Origin of the sequence: Bifidobacterium miconis, from assembly GCF_019331735.1 — a bacterium.
Taxonomy (GTDB): domain Bacteria; phylum Actinomycetota; class Actinomycetes; order Actinomycetales; family Bifidobacteriaceae; genus Bifidobacterium; species Bifidobacterium miconis.
Genome location: NZ_JAHBBH010000004.1, coordinates 118,681 through 144,820 on the forward strand (window position 1 = coordinate 118,681; position 26,140 = coordinate 144,820).

General features: G+C 64.9%; 18 protein-coding genes, 1 tRNA gene and 1 pseudogene. 13 read left to right on the plus strand and 7 right to left on the minus strand.

Features of this window, described 5'->3' with window-relative positions; all coding sequences use genetic code 11:
* Positions 1 to 73: 73 nt before the first annotated feature.
* From rpmE to KIH79_RS02615, 3 genes are all read right to left on the minus strand, one after another.
* Complete coding sequence (gene rpmE, locus KIH79_RS02605) at positions 74 to 286, minus strand: 50S ribosomal protein L31 (protein WP_033495260.1); 213 nt, start codon at positions 284 to 286, stop codon at positions 74 to 76.
* A 126-nt stretch (positions 287 to 412) separates the two neighbouring features.
* Positions 413 to 486: transfer RNA gene (locus KIH79_RS02610), tRNA-Ile, on the minus strand.
* A 138-nt stretch (positions 487 to 624) separates the two neighbouring features.
* Positions 625 to 1,275, minus strand: a complete 651-nt coding sequence (locus KIH79_RS02615) for an ECF transporter S component (RefSeq protein WP_219057988.1) — start codon at positions 1,273 to 1,275, stop codon at positions 625 to 627.
* 336 nt (positions 1,276 to 1,611) lie between these two features.
* Here KIH79_RS02615 and KIH79_RS02620 point away from each other — a divergent pair, with 336 nt between their 5' ends.
* The 5 genes from KIH79_RS02620 (at position 1,612) to KIH79_RS02640 (ending at position 8,161) form a co-directional block, all read left to right on the plus strand.
* On the plus strand, positions 1,612 to 3,123 hold the full coding sequence (locus KIH79_RS02620; protein ID WP_219057965.1) for a xylulokinase: 1,512 nt from the start codon (positions 1,612 to 1,614) through the stop codon (positions 3,121 to 3,123).
* Between the two features lie 239 nt (positions 3,124 to 3,362).
* Positions 3,363 to 4,193: a response regulator transcription factor gene (locus tag KIH79_RS02625; protein WP_219057966.1), complete on the plus strand. Its 831-nt coding sequence runs from the start codon at positions 3,363 to 3,365 to the stop codon at positions 4,191 to 4,193.
* Positions 4,190 to 5,725: a sensor histidine kinase gene (locus tag KIH79_RS02630; protein WP_219057967.1), complete on the plus strand. Its 1,536-nt coding sequence runs from the start codon at positions 4,190 to 4,192 to the stop codon at positions 5,723 to 5,725. Before KIH79_RS02625 ends, KIH79_RS02630 begins: the two co-directional genes overlap by 4 nt.
* A 262-nt stretch (positions 5,726 to 5,987) precedes the next feature.
* Positions 5,988 to 7,022 carry a hypothetical protein gene (locus KIH79_RS02635; RefSeq protein WP_219057968.1) on the plus strand — a complete coding sequence of 345 codons (1,035 nt, stop codon included), beginning with the start codon at positions 5,988 to 5,990 and terminating at the stop codon, positions 7,020 to 7,022.
* Positions 7,019 to 8,161: a hypothetical protein gene (locus tag KIH79_RS02640; protein WP_219057969.1), complete on the plus strand. Its 1,143-nt coding sequence runs from the start codon at positions 7,019 to 7,021 to the stop codon at positions 8,159 to 8,161. The genes KIH79_RS02635 and KIH79_RS02640 overlap by 4 nt, the downstream gene beginning before the upstream one ends.
* A 344-nt stretch (positions 8,162 to 8,505) precedes the next feature.
* On the opposite strand, the gene xylA is transcribed toward KIH79_RS02640, so the two are convergent.
* From xylA to KIH79_RS02655, 3 genes are all read right to left on the minus strand, one after another.
* Complete coding sequence (gene xylA, locus KIH79_RS02645; protein WP_219057970.1) at positions 8,506 to 9,852, minus strand: xylose isomerase; 1,347 nt, start codon at positions 9,850 to 9,852, stop codon at positions 8,506 to 8,508.
* 306 nt (positions 9,853 to 10,158) lie between these two features.
* On the minus strand, positions 10,159 to 11,391 hold the full coding sequence (locus tag KIH79_RS02650) for an ROK family protein (protein WP_219057971.1): 1,233 nt from the start codon (positions 11,389 to 11,391) through the stop codon (positions 10,159 to 10,161).
* 147 nt (positions 11,392 to 11,538) lie between these two features.
* Complete coding sequence (locus KIH79_RS02655) at positions 11,539 to 14,157, minus strand: DNA/RNA helicase domain-containing protein (protein WP_219057972.1); 2,619 nt, start codon at positions 14,155 to 14,157, stop codon at positions 11,539 to 11,541.
* A 243-nt stretch (positions 14,158 to 14,400) separates the two neighbouring features.
* Here KIH79_RS02655 and KIH79_RS02660 point away from each other — a divergent pair, with 243 nt between their 5' ends.
* The 7 genes and pseudogenes from KIH79_RS02660 to KIH79_RS02685 all read left to right on the plus strand — a co-directional run bounded on the left by KIH79_RS02660 (position 14,401) and on the right by KIH79_RS02685 (position 22,416).
* The gene (locus tag KIH79_RS02660; protein WP_236023542.1) at positions 14,401 to 15,312 is read left to right on the plus strand and encodes a DMT family transporter; all 912 of its coding nucleotides are present in this window, start codon (positions 14,401 to 14,403) and stop codon (positions 15,310 to 15,312) included.
* Positions 15,313 to 15,516: 204 nt separating this feature from the next.
* Complete coding sequence (gene zwf / locus KIH79_RS02665; RefSeq protein WP_219057973.1) at positions 15,517 to 17,064, plus strand: glucose-6-phosphate dehydrogenase; 1,548 nt, start codon at positions 15,517 to 15,519, stop codon at positions 17,062 to 17,064.
* Positions 17,061 to 17,255: pseudogene (locus KIH79_RS13175) on the plus strand (glucose-6-phosphate dehydrogenase assembly protein OpcA); the annotation flags it as partial. The gene zwf and the pseudogene KIH79_RS13175, both read left to right, overlap by 4 nt.
* The gene (locus KIH79_RS02670) at positions 17,244 to 18,041 is read left to right on the plus strand and encodes a glucose-6-phosphate dehydrogenase assembly protein OpcA (RefSeq protein ID WP_420829345.1); all 798 of its coding nucleotides are present in this window, start codon (positions 17,244 to 17,246) and stop codon (positions 18,039 to 18,041) included. The pseudogene KIH79_RS13175 and the gene KIH79_RS02670, both read left to right, overlap by 12 nt.
* Positions 18,042 to 18,200: 159 nt before the next feature.
* Entirely contained in the window at positions 18,201 to 18,992 is a 792-nt protein-coding gene (pgl, locus tag KIH79_RS02675) for a 6-phosphogluconolactonase (protein ID WP_219057975.1), read from the plus strand.
* Between the two features lie 234 nt (positions 18,993 to 19,226).
* Complete coding sequence (locus KIH79_RS02680; protein WP_219057976.1) at positions 19,227 to 20,816, plus strand: type 2 periplasmic-binding domain-containing protein; 1,590 nt, start codon at positions 19,227 to 19,229, stop codon at positions 20,814 to 20,816.
* A gap of 133 nt (positions 20,817 to 20,949) precedes the next feature.
* Positions 20,950 to 22,416 carry a glycosyl hydrolase family 28 protein gene (locus KIH79_RS02685; protein WP_219057977.1) on the plus strand — a complete coding sequence of 489 codons (1,467 nt, stop codon included), beginning with the start codon at positions 20,950 to 20,952 and terminating at the stop codon, positions 22,414 to 22,416.
* A 152-nt stretch (positions 22,417 to 22,568) separates the two neighbouring features.
* Here the strand turns inward: KIH79_RS02685 and KIH79_RS02690 are convergent, their stop codons facing one another.
* Entirely contained in the window at positions 22,569 to 24,182 is a 1,614-nt protein-coding gene (locus KIH79_RS02690; RefSeq protein ID WP_219057978.1) for an extracellular solute-binding protein, read from the minus strand.
* Between the two features lie 324 nt (positions 24,183 to 24,506).
* Here KIH79_RS02690 and KIH79_RS02695 point away from each other — a divergent pair, with 324 nt between their 5' ends.
* Positions 24,507 to 25,658: a LacI family DNA-binding transcriptional regulator gene (locus KIH79_RS02695; protein WP_219057979.1), complete on the plus strand. Its 1,152-nt coding sequence runs from the start codon at positions 24,507 to 24,509 to the stop codon at positions 25,656 to 25,658.
* Positions 25,659 to 26,140 lie beyond the last annotated feature (482 nt).

A 26,140-nucleotide genomic window follows, 5' to 3' on the forward strand; every position in this document is an offset into this window, starting at 1 on the left:
AAAACGCCAGTCCGCGTGCGGTGTCGCGGGTCGCCGAAGCGACGCCGGACCGCACGGACTGGCGTTGGAGAAGCTACTTGGCCTTCTTGCCGTAGCGACGCTCGAAGCGAGCGACGCGGCCACCGGTGTCCATGATCTTCTGCTTGCCGGTGTAGAACGGGTGGCACTGCGAGCAGACGTCGACCGTCATGTGGTCGCCCTTGTAGGTGGAACGGGTGACGAAGGTGTTGCCGCACGAGCACAGGACTTCGACGGCATGGTAATCGGGATGGATTCCCTGCTTCATGGTGTGTCTCCTAAGGATTCGGGGGACCCGGGTCGTCGCGCCCCTATGGCCGACGTGAACCGGAACCTATGGGAATATACGCGGGGGTGCGGACAGGACAGTCCGCACCCCCGATGCATATGCGAGTGGGGCCGCAGGGGCTTGAACCCTGGACCGGGCGATTATGAGTCGCATGCTCTAACCGACTGAGCTACGGCCCCACGTCGGTTGCGCGACCGCGAATCGAGAGGCGCAAAAACCGACCTCGCCAGTGTAGCAAAACACTCCCCCGACACGCGACGCCCGGTTCGTAACCGCCGCCGCCAGCCGGCCGACGGCCGACGATCATGCGCCCGCCGTCAGGCGTCCACCGTTTTCCGCCCGGGCAGGTCGCGGCCCGAGGCGAGCCGGTCGAGCACGCCGGTGCGTCCGATCGCCAGATACAGGAACCAGCTCATCACGCCGGCGACCAGCACGCCGCTGATCATTTCGGAGATCATGTGCACGATGCCGCGCGGGCTGAACGGCGCGACGCCCTGGAAGTAGAAGAACAGCAGGTACAGGCCGTACGTGAGCGCGGTGAACGCGCCGGACGCGATGGACAGCGGCAGGTTGAACTTGCGGTAGCGCGCGATCGCGAACGGAATGTCGGCCGAAATGCCTTCGAGCAGCGCGGCGATGAGGATGGAGACGACGGAGAACCGGTTGCCGATGAGCGCTTCGGCGAGCGCGCCGACGAGGTTGACGTAGACGGCGGCGCCGGGCTTGCGCAGGATGAGTAGCGCGAGCGGTCCGGAGAAGTACCAGAATCCGTGGAACAGGCTCATGAGTCCGGGCAGGATCGCGCTGAGCAGCGACGAGACGGGCGTGTACGCGAAGTCGAACGCCCAGAAGACGAGTCCGCAGGCGACGCCGAGCGCGGCGCCGACGGCGATGTCCTGCGGCTTCCAGCGCAGTCGGGACAGCTCGTTGACGGCGGCGACGGCGGACGCCGCGGCGCGGTCGGACATGTCGGCGGCGCCGTTGGCCGACGTGACCGCGGTCGTTGCGGTACGCACAGAGGAACGGTTGGGAACGGAAGGATTGGGATTGGTTGTTGCGTCGGTGTTGCCTGACATGGCTGTCTCCTGACTCGGGATCGCGCACAGTGATGACGAAGATCGGCCGGCGCGGACCTGACCGCCACGGACGCCGACTTCAGGCGTTCCTTGACCTGCGCGATTCGGGCGGGAACGCCGCACGACACCATAGCAGACGCGACCGTCGCGCGTGTTACACTGATACCATAGTTTAATCATCTAACTAAATAGCCGCATGTGAAGGCGGCAACCTGCAAGGAGGCAATCATGTCCCGAATCCTCGTGGCGGGCGTCGATACGTCCACCCAGTCCACCAAGGTCCGCGTCACCGACGCCGAGACCGGCAAGCTCGTGCGCTTCGGCCAGGCCAGGCACCCCGACGGCACCAGCTGCGATCCGAACGCGTGGTGGGAGGCGTTCCTCGAAGCCAAGGACCAGGCGGGCGGACTCGACGACGTCGCCGCGCTCGCGGTGGGAGGCCAGCAGCACGGCATGGTGCTGCTCGACCGGCAGGGCCGCGTGGTGCGCGACGCGCTGCTGTGGAACGACACCCGCTCCGCCCCCGACGCCGAACGGCTCATCGCCGAACTGGGCGTCGCCGGCAAGGCCGCGGACGGTTCCGAGGACGACTTGTCCGACGACGCGACGCTGCGCGGCCGTCAGCGCTGGGTCAGGGCCGTCGGATCGTCGCTCGTCGCGTCGCTGACGATCACCAAGATCGCGTGGGTCGCCGCGAACGAGCCGGACAACGCGGCGCGCGTCGCCGCGATCTGCCTGCCGCACGACTGGCTGAGCTGGCGCATCGCCGGCCACGGTCCGGTCGCCGACGACGCAGCCGACGACGCGACCGCCGACCTGGCCGCGCTGTTCACCGATCGTTCCGACGCGTCCGGCACCGGATATTTCGACTCCGCGACGAACGCATACCGCATGGATCTGTTCAAGCTCGCGTTCGGTCGCGACGACGTGACGCTGCCGCGCGTGCTCGGCCCGACCGCAACGGGCGCGGTCGCCGATCCGTCGGTCGCCGGCAGGGACGTGCCCGGTGGCTGCATCATCGCGCCGGGCGGCGGCGACAACGCGATGGCGTCGCTGGGACTCAACATGGGCGTCGGCGACGTGTCGATCAGCCTCGGCACGTCGGGCGTGGCCGCGGCCGTCTCCCCCGTGCCAGCGTACGACATGACCGCGTCCGTGACCGGTTTCGCCGACTGCACCGGCCATTGGCTGCCGCTCGCCTGCACGATCAACGGCTCGCGCATCGCCGACGCCGGCCGCGCGGCGCTCGGCGTCAGCTACGACGAACTGGCCGATCTGGCCGCGCAGTCGGTGCCGGGCGCGGAGGGCGTCACGCTCATCCCGTACTTCGACGGCGAGCGCACGCCGAACCGGCCGGACGCGACGGCCACGCTGCACGGCATGACGCTCAAGAACACCACGAAGGCGAACATCGCCCGCGCGTTCGTCGAGGGACTGCTGTGCTCGCAGCGCGACTGCCTCGAACTGGTCAGGGGCCTCGGCGTGGACGTCAAGCGCATTCTGCTCATCGGCGGCGGCGCGAGGTCGGCGGCCGTGCGCGCGTACGCGCCGGGCATCTTCGGCATGGACGTGGTGCTGCCGGCAACCGACGAATACGTGGCGATCGGCGCGGCCCGTCAGGCCGCGTGGGTGCTGTCGGGCGAGGCGGAGCCGCCGGCGTGGCCGCTGTCCGTCGACGGCACGCTCACCGGCGAGCCGACGCCGGAAGTGTACGAGCAGTACGCCCGCTATCGCGGCTGACGCGTCGACGCGCAGGTCGCCGTACGTGCCGTTGTCGTGCGATGCGCGACGACGGCACGCGTTTCCCCGGACAGTCGTTCCAGTGTTTTGTCGGACTTAATGTGACGGGTTCTGACTACCCCTCAGTCACTGCGTGACAGCTCCCCTGACAAGGGGAGCCGAGAAAAAATGCGGCGGTTTAAGCCCGGCAGGGCACTAGACTCGAAGGAGAGTCGGGCGAAGCCATGGAAGGGGCGGCAATGGAGGCGAAGGAACCAGTGACACTGCCGGTCATCCGCGTGGGCATTGTGGACAACGACCCGTACGCGCTGTACGGGCTCGCCGCGCAGGTCAAGGCGTGCGGCCCGCGCTTCGAGGTCACGTGGCAATGCGAGCTGGGCGCGGCCGCGTTCCAGAAGGCGCTCTCGCCGAAGCATTCCCCCGACGTGATGCTCGTCGACATGTCATTGACCGACATGCAGGGCCCCGACCTGTGCCTACAGATCCGCAAACGTTCGCGCACGATCGGCTTGATCGGCATCAGTTCGCGCCCGCTTGAACGGTATCGCGACGCGATGATCGAGGTCGGGGCGCAGGCGCTCGTCAACAAGCGCATCGCACCGCGCGCGCTCGCGCCGATCCTCGTCGCCGCGGCCGCCGGACTGCCGTATGACCCGGCAACCGCATCCGACGCATCGGCGGATACGGGCGCACCTGCGCCAGTCGATCACGCGTACCGGACGCCGCCACCGCACACGCCGTCATTCGAGCCGGTCGCAACGGCGTTCGCGCGGGTCAACGCGGGCCGATCGCGCGGCACAACGCTGTCCATGCACGAACGAGAGGCGTTGTCACTGTATGCGGACGGTCTGAAAACCGCGCAGGTCGCCGATCGCATGGGCGTCACCGTGTCCAGCGTGCAGACGCTGGTCAACCGGGCGCGCGCGAAGCTCGGCGCGGCAAGCCTGCCGCAGGCGATCCGCATCTGCGCCGAACGTCGGCTGTTCGCCGCGCCGACCGCTCCATCCGGCGCCGAGTCGTCCCGCGTCGAACCGTCCCATGCCGCGCCGACCGCACAGGCGACGCCATGAGCGGCATCCCGTCCGCCAACGAGCACGGCGGCAACGGCGTCGACCACAACGTCAACGGCATCGGCCGCAACGCCGCACATCAGACCATGCCACCGCACGCCGCGTCCGTCGCAGGCCGGCTCCTGCGCGTATCGCGCCAGCTGGCATCGCGGTATGACGAGCGCCGATGGACGACGGCGTTCGCCGCGCTGTTCGGCGCATACCTGCTGCTGGGGTCGATCGTGGGCCATATGGCCCGGTACGTGCCGATGACGTGGGGTTCGGCCGTGATCGCAGCGGTCTGCGTTGCGGCGTGTCTGCTGCTGCCCGCTCTGCCGACGGTCGGCGCGGGCGTGCTGGCGCTGGCGTGGTCGGCGACGCCGTTGGTCGGGACGATGGACGGCGTGAACGGTCAGGCCGGCAATGCGATCGGCTGGAATACCGTGGCGATGATCGGCGCGAACGGCATCGTTGCAGGCGGCGGACCGATTGCCGCGATCATGCTGCCGCCGAATCTGGAGTATGCGGCGCTGTTCGCGGTCGGCGCGGCCGTGTTCCGCGTCGGGTTGCGCTGTCTGCCAGTGCCGTTGGTCGCCATCGTCGTCCATGCCTGCGGGTCGTTCGTCGTCAACGCCCGTGCGGGCATGTTCGCCGAACCGTACGCGGGCGTCGACTTCGACGGGGTCGGAGAACTGACCTCGACGATCATCCGGTTCGCGGTGGCGGCCGTCGCCGGATACGCGCTGCGCGAGCAGATGCGGCGGCAGGCGACGGAATCGGCGCTGGAGCGCAATCGTTTGCTGTTGGAGCGCAGCCGCATGCGCGAGACGATGGCGACCGGACTGCACGACGACGTGTCGAACAGGCTCGCGTTTCTGCTCATGGTCATGGACCGGCATACGGACAACGGCGAGCCGATCGGCGGCGACGAATTGCGGCTGATGCGCGACGCCGCGCAGGAAGCGTACGACACGACGCGCGGCATGATCCGCGAACTCGGACGGCCGACAACTCCGGCACGCCCTGCGCAAGAACTGCGGACGACAGAGAACATGACCGGCTATCGATGGATCGGACTGATCGGCGATCGCTTGCGCGTGCACGACGCGCGCTTGTCGGAATCGGGATTCGACGGCGCCGGCCTGCCGCCGACAACCGAAACGGCACCGCCGGCGGTCGCGCGGTCCGTATTGGCGGAAACGCTGGCGTTCATCGACGAATGCTATGCGAACATCGTCCGCCATGCCGACCCGAACAGCCCGTACATCGTCGCGGTCAACGCGACCGCCGCGCGCATCGTCGTCTCCTGCTCCGACACCGTCCGCGCCGACGCTTCCGACGAACCGACGCGACCGATCGCGGCGCACGACGCAGCCGATCATCATGGCAACATCCAGACCTCAAACAACGACGGCCGCCACAACCACGCCGAACACGACGGCACCGGACTGGCTCGCCATCGCGCGCTCATCGAACGCCTCGGCGGCACGCTGACCGCCTCCGCCGACGGCGACGCATGGCAGTGCGAGGCGATCATCCCCTACCGCGCGTGACAGGCCCCAATTAGGCCCCAATTCGTGACACGGTGCGTGACAAGGAGCGAACCGCGTCTCCCCTCTATGCACGCACAACCATTGAAAAATCAGTCTTTTTCATGAATCGCCACCATCACATGCCGCTCCATGTCACGCTCCCGCCGCACATGCGTCGTGCGGCGCGCGACGCGGGGTTGGGCGCGAAGGCGAAACGGCGCACACTGGAACCACCGGGGCATCGAGGACTTCCGGCACCGCCGACAAGCCGAAGGAGGCCATCATGAGGCGGCACGACATCAACGACGTGGCAGGCCGAACCGGGCAGGACCATTCCCCTGGTTCGCTCGACGCATCCGATGGGTCCGGCGCGTCCGGCTCGCCCGATGCGTCCGGCATCGCGGCCCGTCGCACCTCGGGAGTTGCACGTGCTGTCACCATCGCGCTGATCGCGGCCGTGGCCGTGGCACTGATCGCCGCAGCCGCGTACGGGTTCCACCGCGAGCGCCGCACGCGCATCACCATCATGGCATGGGGTTCCGCGGCGCTGGCCGAACAGGCCGATCGTCTCGGCTCGGATTTCGCCAGTGCGAACAAGCTGAACGCCGATCAGGTGCGCGTCGTCCGCCCCGAGGCCGGCATCACGGCGGAACAATTGTCCGAGCGCATCTCGCAGGCGCAGCAACAGGGCGTCGTGGCGCTGATCGCCTCCGCCGCATCGTTCGACGACGCCACGGACGCCACGAGCTGTGACAGTCCCATCACCATGTATCCGGATGCGCCGGTGGGCGCGGATCCGGCGTTCGGCGACGCGTTCGCCGCAACCGTCCCCAACGCCGCATGGCGTTACTTCACCTGCGACGGCGACCATGTCAGCACGGTGCTCGACGGCACCACCGACGATCATCTCACGCGCCGATGCGAGCGCGACGACCAACGCGGGTCGACGATCTGCTCCACCGACCGCGGCAGCACCGAATACCGCCCGGCGGCGAGCGTCAAGGTGCTCGACGCCGACGCGGCCAAGCAGTGCGAGGCTACCGGCGAATGCGCGTGGGAGCAGACCGCCATGCTGCAACGGTATGCGTCCACGCAACAGGGATTATTACTGAACCGTTCGCGCACGTGGATGCGACTGACCGGCGGCGCGGCAGGCACGGCAGGCGCAACCGGCAGTACCACGAGCGCCGGCGCCACTGCCGATTCCTCCACATCCGACGATCCTCTGATCGCCTTCTACCCCTACGATTCCGCCGGAGGTGCCCGATCCGCCACCGAACTCAATGATCAGTTCGCCCGTTTTCTGGAGTTCCGATGAACGACCCGCTGTATCAGCCGAGCGACCCGAATCAGGTGCTCGCCGCTCCCGCGACCTATGACATTCTCTTCAATCACGACGACGCCGTCGACGAAGCGCACGGCGGCCGTCCCCCGCGTCGCAACGCGCGTCGCCGCCGCATCCTCGGCTGGGTCGCGTTTGCGCTTGTGGCGCTGCTCATGGTCCTGTCCCTGCTGCGCATGGTCGTCTTCGCCGATCCGAAGCTCAGGATCACGCTGGTCGACGCCGGCCAATACGCGACGGTCGTCTCCGACGTGACGCGCGATTTCGCCTACGAGCAACGCATGCATGCACGCGACATCCAGATACGCACGCTGTCGTCCGCCGACGGCGATCAGCTGCGCCGCGCATGGGCGTCGATGCGCGCCGACAATGTGCAGGACGTGATCGTCGCGCCGGCCGCCACGCTCGACCGGCTGGCCGAGGACGGCTATGTCACGCCGTTCTCGTCACTGGCCGAATTGCAGTATGCGCAGGGTTCGACCGCGATGACGACCGACGACGCGACGACATGGTATGACGATCAGTATGGATATCCGTCGAATACGGCCGCCTCGCAACCGTCCGCGATGCGCGGCACGTGGTACGAGCTGCCGATCGATGGCGCGGCCGGCCAGGCACCCGGCACTGCGGACGGCACTTGGGACTGCACACGTTCCGCCGCGTCCGGGTCGGGCGCCGCGCAGGTGACGTGCCGCGCGGTGGATGACGGCACGGACGCCGGCCGTCAGCTGAGCATACGCACGTACGAACCGGCGTCGATCGTCGTCGTGCCACGGTCCGACGACCATGCCGGCGACGGCACGGCGGACTCGGACAGCGGCACGGACAACGGCTCACACGAGACAGACGGCGGTACGACGAACGGTTCGTGGACGCAGCGCGGCCCGATCATGATTCGTCAGACGAAGGCGTACGGCCTGCGTCTCGACACGTCCGCACGCTGGACCGCCGCGCGCGATCACGCCGGTGCGGCCGCCACGAACCGCGCGGCCTACGTGCTCGGTCTCGCCGAAGCCGATCCGGCCGCGCCGGTCAGCTATGCCGACAGCGACGGCGTGCTGTCGCAGACCGTCATCGATCTGATCGCCTACCTGCGCTTCCTTGAGCCGGCGTGACCGGCTACATCCAGCCGTTGCGGCGCAGGTGACCGCGCAGAGCGACGCCGGCGAGGGAAAGCACGAAGGCGGTAAGGGCTGCGATGGTCATGTCGATCGGTCCTTTCGTGTGAAGTGGTGGACAACCCGACGGTTACGGATTGTAGACGGGCGATGTTGCGGGCGATGGGCCCGCAGGTTTGTCGCATGTTACGGTATGCGCGCCCGCGGCGTCAAGAGTCGGGAGGGTGATCTAGACGACATTGTCCGGAACCGGAATAGCGGAAATACGGAAAAGGCGTCTGACCGGAACGCCGAGAACGATTCGGAGCGTTTCGGTCAGACGCCGGTCAGACGCCGTGCAATCACGCCTCGGACAGCGCGTCGACGATGTAGTTGTTGATCGTCGCCTTGACAGACTCGAGGTGATCGGACTTGGTCGCGGCGATGAGCTCTGACTGCGGCTTGTCGATCGCGTACTCGGCGAGCGAGGCGAGCGTGGCGGTGCCGTTCTCGACGGTCGCGCCGATGCCGGAATCGTAGGAGCTATAGCGTTCGGCCATGAGGTTCTGGATGAAGCCGTCGCGGTTCATCTTGTCGGCGACCAGCAGGCCGGCGGCGTAGGAGTCCATGCCGGCGATGTGCGAACGGAACAGGTCCTCCGCGTAGAAGGAGGTGCGGCGCGGCTTGGCGTCGAAGTTCAGGCCGCCGTGGGGGCCGATGGAGCCGGCCTGCAGGACCTCCCACATGACGGCGACGGTCTCGTACAGGTCGGTCGGGAACTCGTCCATGTCCCAGCCGATGAGCTTGTCGCCCTGGTTGGCGTCGAGCGAGCCGAGGAAGCCGGCCTCGCGGGCGACGCGGATCTCATGCTGGTAGGTGTGGCCGGCCAGGTTGGCATGGTTGCCTTCGAGGTTGAGCTTGAAGACGTCGGTCAGGTCGTAGGTGCGCAGGAAGTTGATGGCGGTGGCCGCGTCGAAGTCGTACTGGTGCAGCGTCGGCTCCTTCGGCTTCGGCTCGATGAGGAACTGGGCGCCGAAGCCGATTTCCTTGGCGTAGTCGGCGCACATGTGGAAGAACTTGGCGATGTGGTCGGTTTCGCGCTTCATCTCGGTGTTCCACAGGTTCTCGTAGCCTTCGCGGCCGCCCCAGAACACGTAGTTCTCGGCGCCGAGGCGCTTGCCGATCTCGAGGCTCTTCTTGAGCTGGCCGGCGGCGTAGGCGTAGATGTCGGCGAACGGCGAGGTGGCGGCGCCGGACACGAAGCGCGGGTTGGTGAACAGCGAGGAGGTGTTCCACAGGAGTTTCACGCCGGTGGACTTCATGTTCTCCTCGATCTTGTCGACGACCTTGTCGAGGTTGGCGTTGGTTTCGCGCAGGGTGTCGCCTTCCGGGGCGATGTCGCGGTCGTGGAAGCAGAAGTATTCGACACCGAGCTTGTCGAACAGCTCGAAGGCGTAGTCGACCTTGGCGAGCGCCTGATCCATCGGATCGGTGTACTTGTAGTACGGGCGGTGCGCGGTGCCGGTGCCGAACGGGTCGACGAGCTCCTGGTTGAAGGTGTGCCACCAGGCGACGGCGAAGCGCAGCCAGTCCTTCATCTTCTTGCCGGCGACGACGCGGTCGGCGTCGTAGTAGTGGAAGGCAAGGCCCTCCTGCGGTCCCTTCGCGCGGCCGACGTATTCGATCTTGTCAACGTCCCACAGACCCATCGTGGTCTCCTTGTCATTGTGGTTGGTAATGGTGTACTTCTTCGTTCCGGCTTCGCGCTCCGCCGCACTTTGCATCCATCGCGTTCCGCCGGTTGACGATCACAATAATAAAATCATTTAACTATCTTTGTCAAATCAATAAACTTAATCGCGCGCAATACGGCGCGTCACCAATCATTCCAACGGTTTTCACCGGTGCGACGTCAGGCCGCGAATGATGGCAGCGACGTCAGCTATGGCCCATCACCGAAACGCAACCCAGATGCAACGGCGTGCAGCGCTCCGTCGCCCACCCCGCCACACGCGCTACTCGGCCGTCATGAACCGCATCGGATCGTCGAACAGCCGGCGCAGGCCCATCACCGCCGCGCCGCGCATCGCCGGATGCCCGGTGACCGGCGGGAACATGAGCCGCACGCGCATCGCGTCGCGCGCAAGAATCTGCGACTGGACGCGACGTTCCAGATCGGCGAGCAGCCCATCGCCGAACCCGTTCCACAGGCCGCCGAGCACGATGTTCTCCATGTCGATCATGTTCACCGTGGACGCGAGCGCCGCGGCCAGCGCGGCCAGCGCGTTCTCCACAGCGAGCGCGGCCTTCGTGTCGCCGCCACGCCACGCCGCATACAGGTCGGGCAGCAGTTCGGTGCCCGCGACCGCGCCGTCGTCCTCCGCCAATCCGGCCGCGACGGTCAGCGCGCGGCGCCCGGCGATCGTCTCGAGGCAGCCGTGCCGGCCGCAACGGCACCGCGAGCCGTGCATGTCGACGCAGAGGTGTCCGATCTCGCCGGCGAATCCGTGGTCGCCGCGCACGATCTGCCCCTCGCGCACGTACGCGCCGCCGATGCCGATGTCGGTGGACACGTAGACGAACGAATCGAGCGGCCCGATCGGCCAGTCGCGGTCCGCACATTGCGACGCGTAGCCGGGAATCTGCGCGATCGCGGCCAGCGTGGCCTCGTTGTCGACCTTCGCGCCGAGCCGCGCGAAGACCGGATACCGGTTCAGGTCGAGATCATGCCAGCCGAAGTTGCGCGCGACGAGCAACCGGTTGCCGTTCGTCACCAGACCCGGCAACGCGAGCTGGGCGCCCGCGACGCGGTAGCCCCGTTCGGCCAGATCGCGTTCGACTGGGCGCATCATGTCGTCGAGTTCGGCGAACGCCGCGTCCGGATTGACGTTGACCATCGTGCGTTCATGCCAGTCGCCGCACACGACGTCGCCGTTGACGTCAAGCACCGTGTAGCCGACGCCGTCGGTGTTGATCTGCATGCCGACGCCGGCCCATCGGCCCGATGAGAACGCCAGCGGCGTGGCCGGACGCCCGTACGTGGATTCCGACACCGGCTCAAGCTCGCGCAGCACGCCGTTTTTGAGGAGGATGTCCGTCAGCAGCGACATGGTCGCCTTCGTCAGGCCGATGCTCTTGGCGAGCGCCGCCCGGCTCATCGGCGTACGCGAGCGGGCAATGGTCGACAGCACCACCGACATGTTGTGATTGCGCAAATCGTCCTGTCCGATCCGTTTCGCTGCGGGCATCCTCGCTCCCCTCTCCGTCGTCTCCGGACTTAGTCCAACGATCTTCCTATTCCTTCCCTGCCACTATAGCGACACGCTACGCACAACACGGGCCCGTCGCAAATGACGCCCCGCGACAGACCCATGCTCCGTCATGTATTCGTATATTTATTGTGCGGAAGAAGCCGCATCCGTGATCCGCTGATCGGGCGCGGCCGCATTCCACAACGCGTGCTGCAGGTCCGGATCGACCGCAAACAGGTACACGCCGTGAACGCCGCGCTTCAGCAGCACATTCAGCTGTTTCCGAACGCACTGCTTCTTGAACGCCAGCTGCGCGGCCGAATCCTTGATGTCCGAGCGGTCACTCGTGACTCCCGGATCGCAGCTGAGCTCGGGCTTGAATACGAGCTTGCCGTGCTCGAAATCGTAAGAGACGGACGGACCGATGATGACGCCGGCGTAATTCAGGTCAAATCCCTGAATGGTGAAGTATGATCCGACTTCGTCCTTGGTCTGGTCAGAACTCGACCATGCATCGCCGTCCGCACGGATTGTCCGTCCCGCATCCCCGTCTTTGGTCTGGTCCGAATCCTTGTCTTTGGAACGGTTCCACGGCCTCTTGAACACCTGGTCATGGCCTTCGACGACGTACTCGCCCTTCTTGGCATCCCACTCCGGGATATACCAGTGCCCACCGGCTGACAGATCCTGGGAACCGGACTGCGGATCATCCTTGACGAGCACCACGTTGCCCTGCGAGGCGGCGACGTCGAAACGCCAGTCGAACGTGGCGACCACGCGGCACAAATCACGCGGCTGGATCGCGCTCTTGCCTTTGCCGATCTCCCTGCGCTGCCGGTCGATCATGTCGTCGCCCTTGCCGCGAATGGCGCGGAACAACGCGTCCGGAGACTGGCACACCTTGATTTCATAAGGGATGCGCTCACCCTTGGTGATCGTTTCGACATCGTCCCCGGACTGTTCTGCGTTGGCTTCAGCGTCCGAAGCATCAGCAGCATCCGACGCGGGCGAGGAACCATACTGCACCTTGTCATCGTGAGGAATCGGCACAGGCGTGTCCACCGTTCCCGGCTTGGTGAGTGTGAAGGGCTTGTTGTCCGCAATGTCGTCCAGCCACCGCACCACGTCGGCACCGGCATCGATGCGGAACTGCTCGGTCAGTTTGATCTTCTCGACGCATCCGTGCTTGTTCCCTTCCGCGTCGGTCTGTCCATACGTATCGGTCCGGAACTGTTTCTCGCCTCCGTTCACGTTCTTATTCGAATAGGAACTGGTAAGAGTCAGCGCGTCCAGCACGCGGAACATGGAATTTCCGCCCGACTTCTCGCCAGACTTCTTTTCCGAGCCCTTGTTCGAGCTCTTTTCATTCAACGACAGCTGCGTCAGGAGAGTATCATTCCACCACTGCTTACGCTGCATGATCTGCTCCGGATCGAATACGGCGATCACCACCTTGGCGCGGCGAAGAATCTCGTGGAGCTGATTGTCGATGCCATTCTGCACTTTCTGCGTGAACAGCAGATGAGCCTCGTCGATCAGCACGACGTCGGCCAGTTCGATTCCGTCAATGTCCAAATAGTCCCAAGAACCTTTCGCCACGCTCTTCGCCCTGCTGTTGATGAATTGGGTGGGACGGAACACGCATTGGCCATTCTTTTTCTGTATGTTGTGCTTCGTGGCCATATCGTCGTAGACCTTCTTTTGGTCCTTGTTGTTCACCAAAAGGGACACACGGGAATGCAGCTTGGAATCGTCGACGCTGTCGTCACCATCGTCACCGTACTCGTTGAGATTCCGCGCCAGCTCATAGAACAGCGTGCTCAGCAGGATTGACTTGCCAGTTCCCGCGGCACCCTCCACCAGGATCAGCGTGGTGTCCTTCGGCGATTCCCATTGGTTCAGCCGGATGTTCACCTCGCTGACGATACTGCCCAGAGCCTTGCGCTGCCCGTCACCAAGCTTGTGAAACGGGGAAATCTTGTACAGCGACGTCTGCCATATCTGCTCTTCCGGAGGGAAGATGCCGTTTTTGTCTTTTGCGACGAGACGCTTCCAAATTCCCGCGACGATGGCGTCGAGATACGCCGACGTGTAGTAGGAATTCTGCGGATTGCCCCTGCCGTTGAGGCACCGGACGTCGTCGATCGACTTCATGTAGTCGATCAGCTTGTTTTCGATGTCCAGTGTGAGCGACTTGTTGAAATGGCTTTCCCACACCACATACTGGCACACCGACGAACCGGCCCCCACCGCTTTGGTGATGCACTGGTTGGCTTTGTTCTCGGATTCAATGTAGTTGTCCAGCTGGCTTTTCTCCGCGACTTCGGCATCGATGAAGTCCTCCACCTCGCTGTCGGAGGACTTCTTCTTGCTGTTCTTGCCGATGAGCACATGCTGGAGCGTGCGGTCGATGATGTGGTTCGTCTCGCCGACGTACACGCACCACTTTTCCTTCTCGCCTTTTTTGTTCTTGTCCTTCTTGTTTTTTCTCTCTTTATATTCAGGGTTCTCGAACCACACGATGTACAGCGTCGGCCACTCGAGGAAATGGTTCTCCTCTTTCTTGGCCCTTTCCTGCATGAACTCGAGGCTGACCCGCTCCAGCGTGGTCGACGGCGTGACCCAAGACATCGGGTCTCTCAGCCTGTCGAGGAACTCCTGCCGGTATTCGTCGCTCGATTCCAAAGACTGACCGTTGTCGTCAGTCGTATGGGCATATGGAACGTTGACTATACGGAAACGAAGCTGTTCGCCTTTGGCCATTTCGCATCTCCTTAATGCCTCGTGCGTGCAATGCACTGTTTTAAGTTTATGCCCGTCGAATTCCCAAACAAGGAAAGGCACGCCCGCGCATCACTCGTCCACGGCACATCGCCACGCGCTCCGTCTCACCCACGCCACGCCGGGGCGCGGGGCGCGGGGCGAACGGCTAAGCTGTTGTCGGTTTTCGTTTCGGGCCACGGAGCCGGAACGTCGGAACGTCGAATGAGAAGGAGCTCAGGGGCAATGCCGCGCAAGTTCACGCTGTCTCCCACTATCGGCAAGGTCATGCTGCTGGCATGCGCGATGCTGTGGGGAGGCAGCTATCCGACCGCGAAGGTCGCGATGAGCGTCGTCACGCCGCAGTATCTCATGGCGATCCGCCTACTCGCCGCGTCCGCGATCATGCTCGTCCTGTTCCGCAGGCAGATCGTGCCGTATCTCAACCGCCGCATCATCGTGCCCGGACTGCTCGTCGGCGCGACGTACTGGGGCACGATGGTCAGCCAGATGACCGGACTGACCATGATCGAGCCCGGCCGCAGCGCGTTCCTGACGGCCGCGTACTGCGTAATCGTGCCGTTCACGTCGTGGCTGCTCATGCACCAGCGGCCGACCGCGCGCAATCTCGTCGCCGCCGCATTGTGCCTGACCGGCGTCGGCTTCGTGTCGCTCAGCTCGGGGCTCGGCGGGTTCTCGGTCAGCGTCGGCGACCTGCTGACGTTGCTGTGCGCGTTCGTGTTCTCGTTCAATCTGGTCTGGCTGGGCAAGTTCGGCCAGACGATCCACCCGGTCGCGCTCACGTTCGCGCAGTTCGTGGTAGCCGGCGTCGCCTGCCTGATCGGCGGGATCCTGACCGAGCCGGCGCCGAGCGCGGCGTGGCTGCAGCCGAACGTGCTCATGTGCCTCGTCTACCTGTTCTTCGGCGCGACGATGTGCGCGCAGATCATGCAGAACATCGGCCTCAAGGTCACGCCGCCCTCGCAGGCGTCGATCATCATGTGCCTGGAGACGGTGTTCAGCCTGCTGTTTTCCGTGCTGTTCTACGGCGAGCGCGTGCAGGCGGCCGCCGGCGTGGGCTTCGCGCTGATCTTCTCGGCGATCCTGTTCTCGCAGATCAGGCTGAACGGGCGGATGCTGGAGCGGCTGAAGCGGTGATGTCAACTGCGTCACAGTTCCCGGGATTGTCCGCGGATAATCCCGGGAACCGGACCATGTTCGTTCGCACATGTCCACTGTTGAAAACCCAAGGATTCACGTTCGGACAATGTTCGAAAATGCGCGCTTCCTGATTCCCGGGATTGTTGGCCGCAATCCCGGGAACCGAAAATCCCATGCCCAAGGCGAAACCCAGCGTCTAGGATGGAAACCATGAGTGAAACCACAACTTGGGTCAATCCCCTGCGCGACCCGCGCGACCTGCGCCTGCCGCGCATCGCCGGCCCGTGCAGCATCGTGATCTTCGGCGTGACCGGCGACCTGTCGCGCAAGAAGCTGCTGCCCGCCATCTACGACCTCGCCAACCGCGGCCTGCTGCCGCCGAGCTTCGGCCTGACCGGCTTCGCGCGCCGCGACTGGACCGAGGACCATTTCAAGGATTTCGTGCGCGAGAACGTGATGGCGCACTGCCGCACCCCGTTCAAGGAGTCCACGTGGAAGCAGCTTGCCGCCGGCATCCGCTTCGTGCAGGGCACCTTCGAGGACAAGTCGGCGTTCGAGCGCCTGTCGAACACGGTCGCCGAGCTTGACCGCGACCGCGGCACGCGCGGCAACCACGCGTTCTACATGTCCGTGCCGCCGCGCGACTTCCCGATCGTCGCCCGCCAGCTCGCCGACTGCGGCCTGTCCCGCTCCACCGAGGGCGCGTGGCGCCGCGTGATCATCGAGAAGCCGTTCGGCCACGATCTCGAAAGCGCGAACGACCTCAACCGCGTCGTCTCCGAGGTGTTCGACCCGTCGAGCGTGTTCCGCATCGACCATTACCTCGGCAAGGAGACCGTGCAGAACATCCTCGCGCTGCGCTTCGCGAACGCGATGTACGAGCCGATCTGGAACGCGAACTACGTCGACCACGTGCAGATCACCATGGCTGAGGACATCGGCGTGGCCGGACGAGCCGGCTACTACGACGGCATCGGCGCGGCGCGCGACGTGATCCAGAACCACCTGCTGCAGCTGCTCGCCCTGACCGCCATGGAGGAGCCGGTCTCGTTCGCAGCCTCCGACCTGATCGCCGAGAAGACGAAGGTGCTGTCCGCCGTGCGCATTCCGCGCGATCTGGCGGCGCACACGGCGCGCGGCCAGTACGCCGCCGGCTGGCAGGGCTCGCACGAGGTCGTCGGCTATCTGGACGAGAAGGGCATCGACCCGCAGTCCACGACCGAAACGTACGCGGCGATTCGGCTCGACGTGGACACGCGCCGCTGGGCCGGCGTGCCGTTCTACCTGCGCACCGGCAAGCGTCTGGGCAAGCGCGTCACCGAAATCGCGGTCGTGTTCAAGCGCGCCCCGCACCTGCCGTTCGAGTCGACGGCGACGCGCGAGCTCGGCAAGAACGCGATCGTGATCCGCGTGCAGCCCGACGAGGGCGTGACGATGCGGTTCGGCTCGAAGGTGCCGGGCGGCTCGTCCATGGAGGTGCGCGACGTGTCGATGGACTTCAGCTACGGCCGTTCGTTCACCGAAAGCTCGCCGGAAGCCTACGAGCGCCTGATTCTGGACGTGCTGCTCGGCGAGCCGCCGCTGTTCCCGACCACGCGCGAGGTGGAGTTGAGCTGGGAGATCCTCGACCCGATCGAACAGTTCTGGTCGACGCTCGGCCAGCCGCAGCCGTACCGCGCCGGTACGTGGGGCCCGGAAGAGGCCGATGAGATGCTCGCCCGCGACGGACGCCATTGGAGGATGCCATGATCATTGATATGCCGAATACCCGGACCCGCGAGATCTCGAGCAAGATCGACGAGCTGCACGAGGAGCGCGGCGAGTCCGCGACCGGCCGCGTGCTCACGCTGCTGATCTCGACGAACGAGGACGAGCTGGAGCACGCGCTCGAGCTCGCGAACGCGGCCAGCCGCGAGCACCCGTGCCGCGTGATCGCGATCAGCCCGAAGCGCGGAGCGGCCGGCGCGCAGACACACGCCGAGCCGGAGGACGATGCCGCGGCCGACGACGAGACGTCGAATCTGGACGCGCAGGTGCGTTTCGGCGCGGACGCCGGCGCGGGCGAAATCATCGTGCTGCATCCGCGCGGCGGACTCGTTCACCATCAGGACACGCTGGTGATCCCGCTGCTCGTGCCGGACGCGCCGGTCGTGGCCTGGTGGCCGACCGAAGCGCCGTCCAACCCGTCGAAGGATCTGCTCGGCGCGATGGCCCGCAGCCGCATCACCGACGCGATGCGCTCGTCGAACCCGTACCGCACGATCAGCGATCTGCGCCGCAACTGGTCGCCGAAGAACGTGGACATGTCGTGGACGCGTCTGACGGTCTGGCGCGCGATGCTGGCGACGATGCTCGACCAGCCGCCGCACCTGCCGATCAGCACCGTGCGCGTGACCGGCCCGAAGGGCTTCCTGCCGATGGACCTGCTCGCCGCGTGGCTGCGACTGCGCCTCAACGTGCCGGTCGTGATCGAGGACGTGCCGGGCGCGACCGCCGTGACCGGCGTGTACCTGACCCGCGCCGACGGCGTGCTCAGCCTCGAACGCCCCGACGCGGAGGAGGGCGTGGCCGTCATCAGCATGCCCGGCCAGTCGCCGCAGACCATCAGCGTGCCCGCGCGCACGCTCGAGGAATGCCTGAGCGAGGAGCTGCGCCGCATGTACCCCGATGAGATCTACGCCGAGGTCATCACCCGCGGCTGGGATCTCATCCATCCCAACGACTGAAACGACTGACATCAGGATCGTGCTACGCATGATGCTGGCGGAGCCTCGGCTCCCTCGGCTGAGGGAGCTGTCCGCCGCAGGCGGACTGAGGGAGCGTCGCGAGCGCAGCGAGCCAACCGATCGCATCGGCCGCAGGCCGATTCCGAACAAAGGAACGCCATGACCAACCGCAAGACCATCATTTATCCGAATCCGACCGTGCTGGCGCAGGCCGTCGCCGCGCGCACGTTGCTGACCATCGGCGATCTGCTCGCCGAGCCCGGCCGCACGCGCGTCGACATCGCCGTGACCGGCGGCACCGACGGCAACCGCGTGTTCCACGAGCTGCTCGCCAGCCCGCTGTCCGAGGCGACCGACTGGTCGCGCGTGCACATCTGGTGGGGCGACGAACGCTTCGTCGCGGCCGACGACGACGATCGCAACGCCAAGCAGGCGCGAGGCGAATTCCTTGACGCGATGATCGACGACGGACTGCTGCCGGAGTCGAACATTCACGAAATGCCGGCCGACACGCGCACGCCCGACGAGATCGCCGCCGCCTCCCCCGAGGAAACCGACGCCGTGCTGGCTCGCGCCGCGGCCGACTACCAGCGCGAGCTCGAGTCCGAACTCGGCGACGATCCCGCGCTCGACATCGCGATGTTCGGCGTCGGCCCGGACGCGCACTTCGCGTCGCTGTTCCCGGGACTGCCGCAGGTGCGTCTTGACGATCCGCACGTGCTCGTCGCCGGCGTGCGCGACTCGCCGAAGCCGCCGCCGCTGCGTCTGACGCTCACCGTGCCGATGATCGCGCGCTCGCGTCACACGTGGGTGTTCACGTCCGAGGCACGCAAGGCCGAGGCCGTGGCGAAGGCGTTCGCCGAGCCGCGCAATCCGATGGCGCCGAGCTCCTACGCCGACGGCCGCGAACTGCTGTGGATGATCGACGAGGGCGCGGCCAGCAAGCTGTGATCAGAACCCGCAGCGCATGACGCCGCCGAACCAACGAGTGGCGGTTTTCGCTCACTAAGGGCACCTTAAGCGAGCGAAAACCGCCACTCGTCGTATTTACAACCCCGAGGACGCTCCGTCTGCAAATCATGGCAACAAATACCAACCAGTCATTAGTTAAATCATTATACTGTGACTGTCATCAACGATAGGCCGCCGACAACGATGTGGGCGACTGGCACGAAGGAGCGCAGGATGAGCAGCAATCTGGTCAAGGGAGTCGCAGCACTGTCCGCCGTCGTCATGGCTGGCACGCTGGCCGCATGCGGCAATACGGCGGAACAAGGCGCCATGCAGGACGGCAAGCCGCTGGTCACCATCACCGTGATCCCCACGGCGACGGCCAAGCCCATGAAGACGATGAAGTGGCGTTTGGAACTGGAAAAGGCATGCGACTGCAAGATCAAATGGGTGGAGACGAACCAGCAGTCGTGGGACGGCGGCCAGAAGAACGCGATCCTCGCGTCCGGCGACATCAGCGACATCACCATCTGGGGCGTGCTGCAGACCGACATCGCCAAGAATCAGGACATTTTCGAGGACCTGTCCGACGATCTGGACAGCATGCCCACGGTCAAGCAGTATCTTGAGGAGGACAAGGCCGCCCGACAGTACGCAACCAGCCTCGACGGCGGCATCTACCTGCTGCCCAGCGACATCTCCGCGGCGAATCCGGTCCGCGTGGGCGGCCAGACCATGATGATCAACAAGGCATGGCTCGACAAGCTCGGCCTTGAGATCCCGACCACGTGGGACGAGCTGACGAACGTGCTCGAGGCGTTCAAGACGCAGGATCCGAACGGCAACGGCAAGGCCGACGAGATCCCGTTCGACATCCGCAAGCTCGCCACGAACGGCTTCGGCTGGTGGGATCCGTACCTGCTGCTCAATTCGACGGGCATCGCCACGCAGATGAGCGGCGAGGTCGGCTCGCGCGGCCTGTTCGCGGAGGACGGCACGATCAAGAACTGGATGCTCGACGACCGGTTCCGTCAGGTCACCCAGTACTACCATGATCTGATGGCCAAGGGCCTCGTGCCCGACAACGCGCTCACCAAGGCCGACGACAAGTACTATGCGGAGCTCGGCGGCGACGAAAACGGCGATGCGTTGGTCGGCGTCGCGTTCGGCTGGAACACGCTCGCCTTCGGCACCGATCTGGCCGACCAGTACGTGACCATGCCCGCCCCGGTCGCGCCCGGCGCTGAGAAGTCCGTGTGGGAGCCGAACGTGCCCGCGACCTCGCGCGGCGCGGTCGTGAAGAAGGACGCGGCGCACAAGGAGCAGATCTTCAAGATCCTCGACAAGTGGTATTCGCAGGACATCAGCGTCCAGTCCCAGTACGGCGACTTCGGCGACTATGTGGAGAAGATCGACGACAAGACGTTCAAGGTCCTGCCCGCGGCGTCCGCCGACTCGTCCGTCATGGTCACGCTCGCCGACCGCGGCATCAGCTACCTGCGCGAAGGCACCACGATCGAGGGCGTGCCCGATCTGGAGGCGTCCAACAAGGACTGGCCCGTGTACGCTGACTACCAGCCGGCCGAGGACAGCGGCGACTACGTGCCCCGCCACGTGATGCTCAGCGGCGACGACAGCTCCACCGTGACCAACAACAACATCGCCATCTTCGACTACGCAATCCCGGTCATCGGCAACTTCATCAAGAACGGCGTCGACGACGCCGGCTGGAACAAGTTCAAGGAGACGCTCAAGGGCCTGAACATCGAGCAGAACGTCGAGATCTGGCAGAAGACGTACGACGAATATCAGAAGATCCAGTAAACGGGTTGTTCGGCGGCCGTAGCCCCGCCGAACAACCATCATCCTGAGCCGTGTCCGGCGATCCCGCATCCGGGACCGCCGGACACGGCGTAATCGGAGCAGACGAGCCGTCTGCACAAGCGAAGGAGCAGCAATGGCAGCAGGAACGATCCCGTGGTTCGGACACACCGTCACCGAGGACACGCTCACCGTGTTCTGGGAGCCGCCGACGGACGCCGATCCGCCGACCGAGTATGCGGTGACGCTCGACGGGGAGCGTCTCGCCGTCGTCGAGCACACGCACTGCATGTTCGACGATCTGACGCCGGACAGCGCGCACCACGTTCGCGTCGACGCGACGGATCCGAACGGACGCGTGATCGCCGGGTTCGATCTGGACGTGCGCACATGGCCGCGGCGGACGATCATCGACGTGACACGACCGCCGTACAACGCGGCCGGCGACGGCGTGACGATGGACACGCGCGCGATCCAGCGGGCCATCGACGACTGCGGGCCGGATCAGGCCGTGCTGCTGCCCGCCGGCACGTTCCTGACGGGAGCGCTGTTCCTACACGGCGACATGGAACTGCGCGTCGCCCCGGGCGCGACGCTGCAGGGCAGCGCGGACCCGGACGACTATCTGCCGATGATTCCCAGCCGATTCGAGGGCATCGAACAGCAGTGCCACGCGAGCCTGATCAACATCGGCACGCTCGACCACACTGCCGGCCCCACCTGCCGCAACGTGACGCTGCGCGGCGGCGGCACGATCCTCGGCGGCGGCGTGGCACTCGCCAAGGCGCAGACGCGCGGCGTGCGCGACCGGCTCATCGCGGAATCGGGCATCACGAACATCGATTCCATCGATGACACCGTCTTTCGCGCGCTCACGCAGCGGGCGTCGCGCACGCGCGGCCGGCTCGTCAACATCAGCAACGGCGCGAACGTGCTCATCGAAGACCTCACGCTGGGCTACGCGGCCGCGTGGAACATCCATTTCATCTACTCCGAGCACGTGGTCACGCACCACTGCCGCATCAAGTCGATGGGCGTGTGGAACGGCGACGGCTGGGATCCAGACTCGTCGGAGCACTGCACGATCTTCGACTGCGATTTCGTCACCGAAGACGACATGGTCGCGATCAAGTCCGGCAAGAATCCGGAAGGCAACGTGATCAACCGGCCCACGCGTGACATCCACGTGTTCGACCTGCGCGCGGACGGCGGCCACGGCATCGCGATCGGCAGTGAGATGTCGGGCGGCGTGGAGCACGTGCGCATCTGGGACTGCGACATGGGCAAGTCCAACCAAGGTCTGGAAATCAAGGCGTCCGCCAAGCGCGGCGGATACGTGCGCGACGTGACGCTCAGCGACTGCATCGCCTCGCGCGTCCTCGTGCACGCGTACGAATACCACAACAACGACGGAGAGGCCGCTCCGACCCTCCCTTACTACGAAAACATCCATTTCCGGCGCATCAGGCTGCTCGGGCGGCATTACGTGTGGGATCACTGGGAACCGTGCCCGCCGATCGAAATCAACGGCTTCGACGACGAGGGGCACACGCTGCGCGACATCACCTTTGATCAGGTCAGCGTCGACGGCACGTTGCGCTGAGCTGACAGATCCTGCGCGACCGGTCGCGCGTCGTAGCGCACGACGCAATACAAAAACGGTCCTGCCCGAACTCCATCACGGAAGTCGGGGCAGGACCGTTCGCTATACGTGCGTCAGCGTCATCCGTTGCCGCCGCACGGGCGGCCGCGGCGTCACTTGACGTACTTGTCGTACGCCTTCTGCCAGATCGCGGTGTTGTCCTCGATGCTGTACTTCTTCAGGTTGTCCTGGAACGCGTTCCACTGGGAATCGTCCTCGGCGCCGCCCTGGGCGAGCCACTTGGAGACGACCGGAATCGCGTAGTCGAACAGCGCGGTGTTGTTGTTCGCGATCGTGTTCTGATCGGATTCGGGCACACGCACGTAGATCGGCATGATGTCCTTCTCGTGGTCGTAGTTCGCGTACTGCTGCTCGTACGGCGCATCGGCCTTCGCGACATGATCCATGCCGCGGTCGCCCTCGACGGTCACATCGTCGGAGATCCAGCCGGCGAGACGATCCTCGAGCGCCGGAACCTTCTGATCGTCCTGCGCCTTGTGGAACTTTTCGGTCACCTTGTAGGAATGGTCGCCGGTCTGCTCGACGTAGCCATCCGAGATGGAGCCGTACAGCTGCTGGATGGAGTACTTCTCCGAGTAGAGCAGGTCGATGACCTTGAGCGCCGCATCCTTGTTGGCCGGGTTCGAGCTCATCGCCATGTGGTAGTCCTCGAAGCGGTTGGCGTCGCGGGAACCGTCCCACACGGTCTCGCTGGCGGACACGCCGTCGGCGGACGGAATCGGGATGGACACGTACTGGTTGGCCAGCTCGGAGCCGTAGGAGCCGAACGCGGACTCGTCCCAGCCGAACACCATGCCGACCTTGGCGGTCTTGCCGTCGGACTGGTTGCGCGAGTTGTACTTGTCGTCCTGCACGGTCACCCAGTCGCTCGGGGCCCAGCCCTTCTCGACCATCTCGTGATAGAACTCGATGACCTGACGGAATTCGTCGGTCTGCATCCAGTTGCCGACCTTGCCATCCTTGACGTAAATACCCTGCTGCGACGGACCGGAGTTGAAGTGTGTGGCGATGCCGGTCGCATTCATCATCAGGAACGGGCTCCACCAGTCGCCGATCTTGCTGGTGACCAGCTCGCGCGGGTTGAACGCGATCTCGTCGGCCTCACCATTGCCGTTCGGGTCCTGCGTCTTGAACGCCTCCATGACGGTGCGCAGCTCGTCCCACGTGGTCGGGGCCTTGAGCCCGAGCTTGTCGAGCCACGTCTTGTTGATCAGGAAATGCTGGCCGGAAGCGAGGAATCCCTTGGTGCGGCTGGACGGCAGCACCGTGACCTTGCCGTCGACCTCAACGAACTTGCGCGCGGTGGGCTGCTCCTCGAAGAACTGCTTGACATTGGGCAGCTTGTCGAGATCGTCGCCCAATACCTCGAACGCGGCGGCGTTGCGGGCCGCGTCGTCCGGGTTGAACGCGCGGATGTTCAGATCGGAGATCTCGCCTGCGGCCAGCGCGGCGTTCTTCTGCTGGTTCCACTGCGTGTCGGAGACTTCCTTCCACGTGATCGCGCAACCGCAGTCCTTCTCCAGATCCTTGGCCCATGTCATTTCCGACATGGCGACTTGGTTGGTGTTCTTGACGACCAGGATGGTGACGACCGGCTTGCCGTCCTTGGTGGCGGCCTGATTGCCGCCGCATGCGGCCAGTCCGCCCAGCATGGCGACCGCGGACGCCGCGGCGACGATCCTGATGGTGGCGCTCCTGCGAGACATATCTTCTCCTTGTTCCCGTATGTTCCCGTACTTCGTTGCACGTTGCCGTCACGCCTCTTCGAGCCGCTGATGGAAGCTTTGTTGTGTTTGCGCTACCATCGTTGGTCTTCACAAGCATTTTCGGCTATGCCAACGATCTCCTCTTCGAAAATCGTGACGTTTCGATTATGATACTCGTTCCGCCGACTGTCAAATCGGCGACATGTCGTCCAATCGAATCGAATCGTTTCGATCCCATACGCTATAATGCTGTCCACTGGCCGAACCATTGACGATGCTTGCGAAAACACACGGCCATACTCCAATGAGGGAGATCGGAGCAACATGAGCACGCTGAAACAGGTCGCCGCCGAGGCGGAGGTGTCGGTGTCGACCGCGTCCGCCGCGCTGCGCGGCATGGACATCGTCCGGCCGGACACCATCCGCAAAGTCGAAGCCGCAGCCAGACGCGTGGGATATCGCGTCAATCTGTCGGCCCGAGCCCTGCGCAACGGCCGCACCGGCATCTTCACGGCCATCGTGCCCGATCTGGGCACCGCATTCTACGCGCGCTTCGCCAACTCGCTGTCCAACGCGCTCCTTGCACACGGGCATAGACTCGTCATCCAGACATCACAGTACGACGCAGAACTCGAACTCGATCTGATCCGACGGGCGAACGCATCGGTGTGCGACGGCCTCTTCGTCTGTCCGACCGCAAGCAACGGGGACGCGGTGCGTCAGGCCGCCGGCGACCAGCCGGTCATCCTGTTCGACGGCGAGGATTCAGGCGACACGGCATCGCTCGACCGCATCGAAACACCCAACCAGAGCGGCATGGACGCGGTCATACGGCACCTTGCCGAAGACTGCGGGCGCACCCGCATCGGCATCGTCGGAGCGTCCGACCGAAGCACGCCGGCCGCCAAGGGGACGCGGCTGCGTCTGAGTCGATGCGACTATGCGCTGCGCACGATGCGGTCGCTGGGATTGAACGTCGAACACGCGCCCGTCGTCTCCGACTGGGGCGTCGAAGCCGGCATCGCGACCGCACGCCGATTGGTTGCGGATGAGCTTGCATACGACGCCCTGTGCTGCATGAACGACGAACTTGCGTTCGGCGTGCTGCGCGGACTTGCGGAATGCGGAATCCGCGTGCCGGAGGACGTGGCCGTGACCGGATTCGACGGCATCCCCGGATGCACGTACGTGACGCCGACGCTCACCACCGTCGCCGTGGATGCCGACGGCATGGCGCAGGCAGCGGTTTCCATGATGGAACGGAGAGTCGGGATCGGTGGGGCAGGATTGACCGGAGACGGAACCGTCGCAGCCGATGCTGCCAGCGGCAACGGCACGGCTTCCCGCGGAAACTCGTCGCGGCGTTCCCGTGCGGGTTCGCGCACGGAAGCCGATCCGCGGAACACCATCGCATCGCAACGGCTCATCGCGGGATTCAGACTGATCGTCCGCGAATCAACCGCGGGGCGGGCGTAGCCGTCACGCAGTCGACACTATGCGTAGGATCGTCATGAGGACGTCATGATGGCACGCATGGCAACGCGATAACGACCCATGAGCAAAGTGATCGTCCATGGGCTTGTGGGTGTGGACGGGATATTTGCCGCCCGGAATACACGACTCCGCGACCCCAACCAACCCGTTCCGCACCGAACGTGGGCATAGACCGCACATTATGCGGCGTTGGTCGTGGGTGTAAACCGTACATTTACATGATTGTGGGCATAGGCGGTACATGAACGGGCCCATTTTCGCCTTGTCTAGTCTTAGCGGATAGTTGACGCATGTGTCGGGGCATGGTTGACGGTATGTCTTGGGGCATGGTTGACGGGTGTGTTGGGGCATGGTTTACATGTCGTCGCTTGTTGACTGGTGCATGGATACACAATCACAACAGCAGTCGGCATCATCATCCATCGAAAACAACGGGGACGTTCGCAGCGAGTTCCTGCGTAACA

Coding starts and splice junctions, on each gene's coding strand:
- KIH79_RS02685 (WP_219057977.1), top strand. CDS start 20,950: ATGGCAGCAGGAACGATCCCGTGGTTCGGACACACCGTCACCGAGGAC.
- KIH79_RS02660 (WP_236023542.1), top strand. CDS start 14,401: ATGCCGCGCAAGTTCACGCTGTCTCCCACTATCGGCAAGGTCATGCTG.
- KIH79_RS02625 (WP_219057966.1), top strand. CDS start 3,363: ATGGAGGCGAAGGAACCAGTGACACTGCCGGTCATCCGCGTGGGCATT.
- KIH79_RS02630 (WP_219057967.1), top strand. CDS start 4,190: ATGAGCGGCATCCCGTCCGCCAACGAGCACGGCGGCAACGGCGTCGAC.
- rpmE (WP_033495260.1), bottom strand. CDS start 286: ATGAAGCAGGGAATCCATCCCGATTACCATGCCGTCGAAGTCCTGTGC.
- KIH79_RS02650 (WP_219057971.1), bottom strand. CDS start 11,391: ATGCCCGCAGCGAAACGGATCGGACAGGACGATTTGCGCAATCACAAC.
- KIH79_RS02695 (WP_219057979.1), top strand. CDS start 24,507: ATGAGCACGCTGAAACAGGTCGCCGCCGAGGCGGAGGTGTCGGTGTCG.
- KIH79_RS02690 (WP_219057978.1), bottom strand. CDS start 24,182: ATGTCTCGCAGGAGCGCCACCATCAGGATCGTCGCCGCGGCGTCCGCG.
- xylA (WP_219057970.1), bottom strand. CDS start 9,852: ATGGGTCTGTGGGACGTTGACAAGATCGAATACGTCGGCCGCGCGAAG.
- pgl (WP_219057975.1), top strand. CDS start 18,201: ATGACCAACCGCAAGACCATCATTTATCCGAATCCGACCGTGCTGGCG.
- KIH79_RS02680 (WP_219057976.1), top strand. CDS start 19,227: ATGAGCAGCAATCTGGTCAAGGGAGTCGCAGCACTGTCCGCCGTCGTC.
- KIH79_RS02640 (WP_219057969.1), top strand. CDS start 7,019: ATGAACGACCCGCTGTATCAGCCGAGCGACCCGAATCAGGTGCTCGCC.
- zwf (WP_219057973.1), top strand. CDS start 15,517: ATGGAAACCATGAGTGAAACCACAACTTGGGTCAATCCCCTGCGCGAC.
- KIH79_RS02620 (WP_219057965.1), top strand. CDS start 1,612: ATGTCCCGAATCCTCGTGGCGGGCGTCGATACGTCCACCCAGTCCACC.
- KIH79_RS02635 (WP_219057968.1), top strand. CDS start 5,988: ATGAGGCGGCACGACATCAACGACGTGGCAGGCCGAACCGGGCAGGAC.
- KIH79_RS02615 (WP_219057988.1), bottom strand. CDS start 1,275: ATGTCCGACCGCGCCGCGGCGTCCGCCGTCGCCGCCGTCAACGAGCTG.
- KIH79_RS02655 (WP_219057972.1), bottom strand. CDS start 14,157: ATGGCCAAAGGCGAACAGCTTCGTTTCCGTATAGTCAACGTTCCATAT.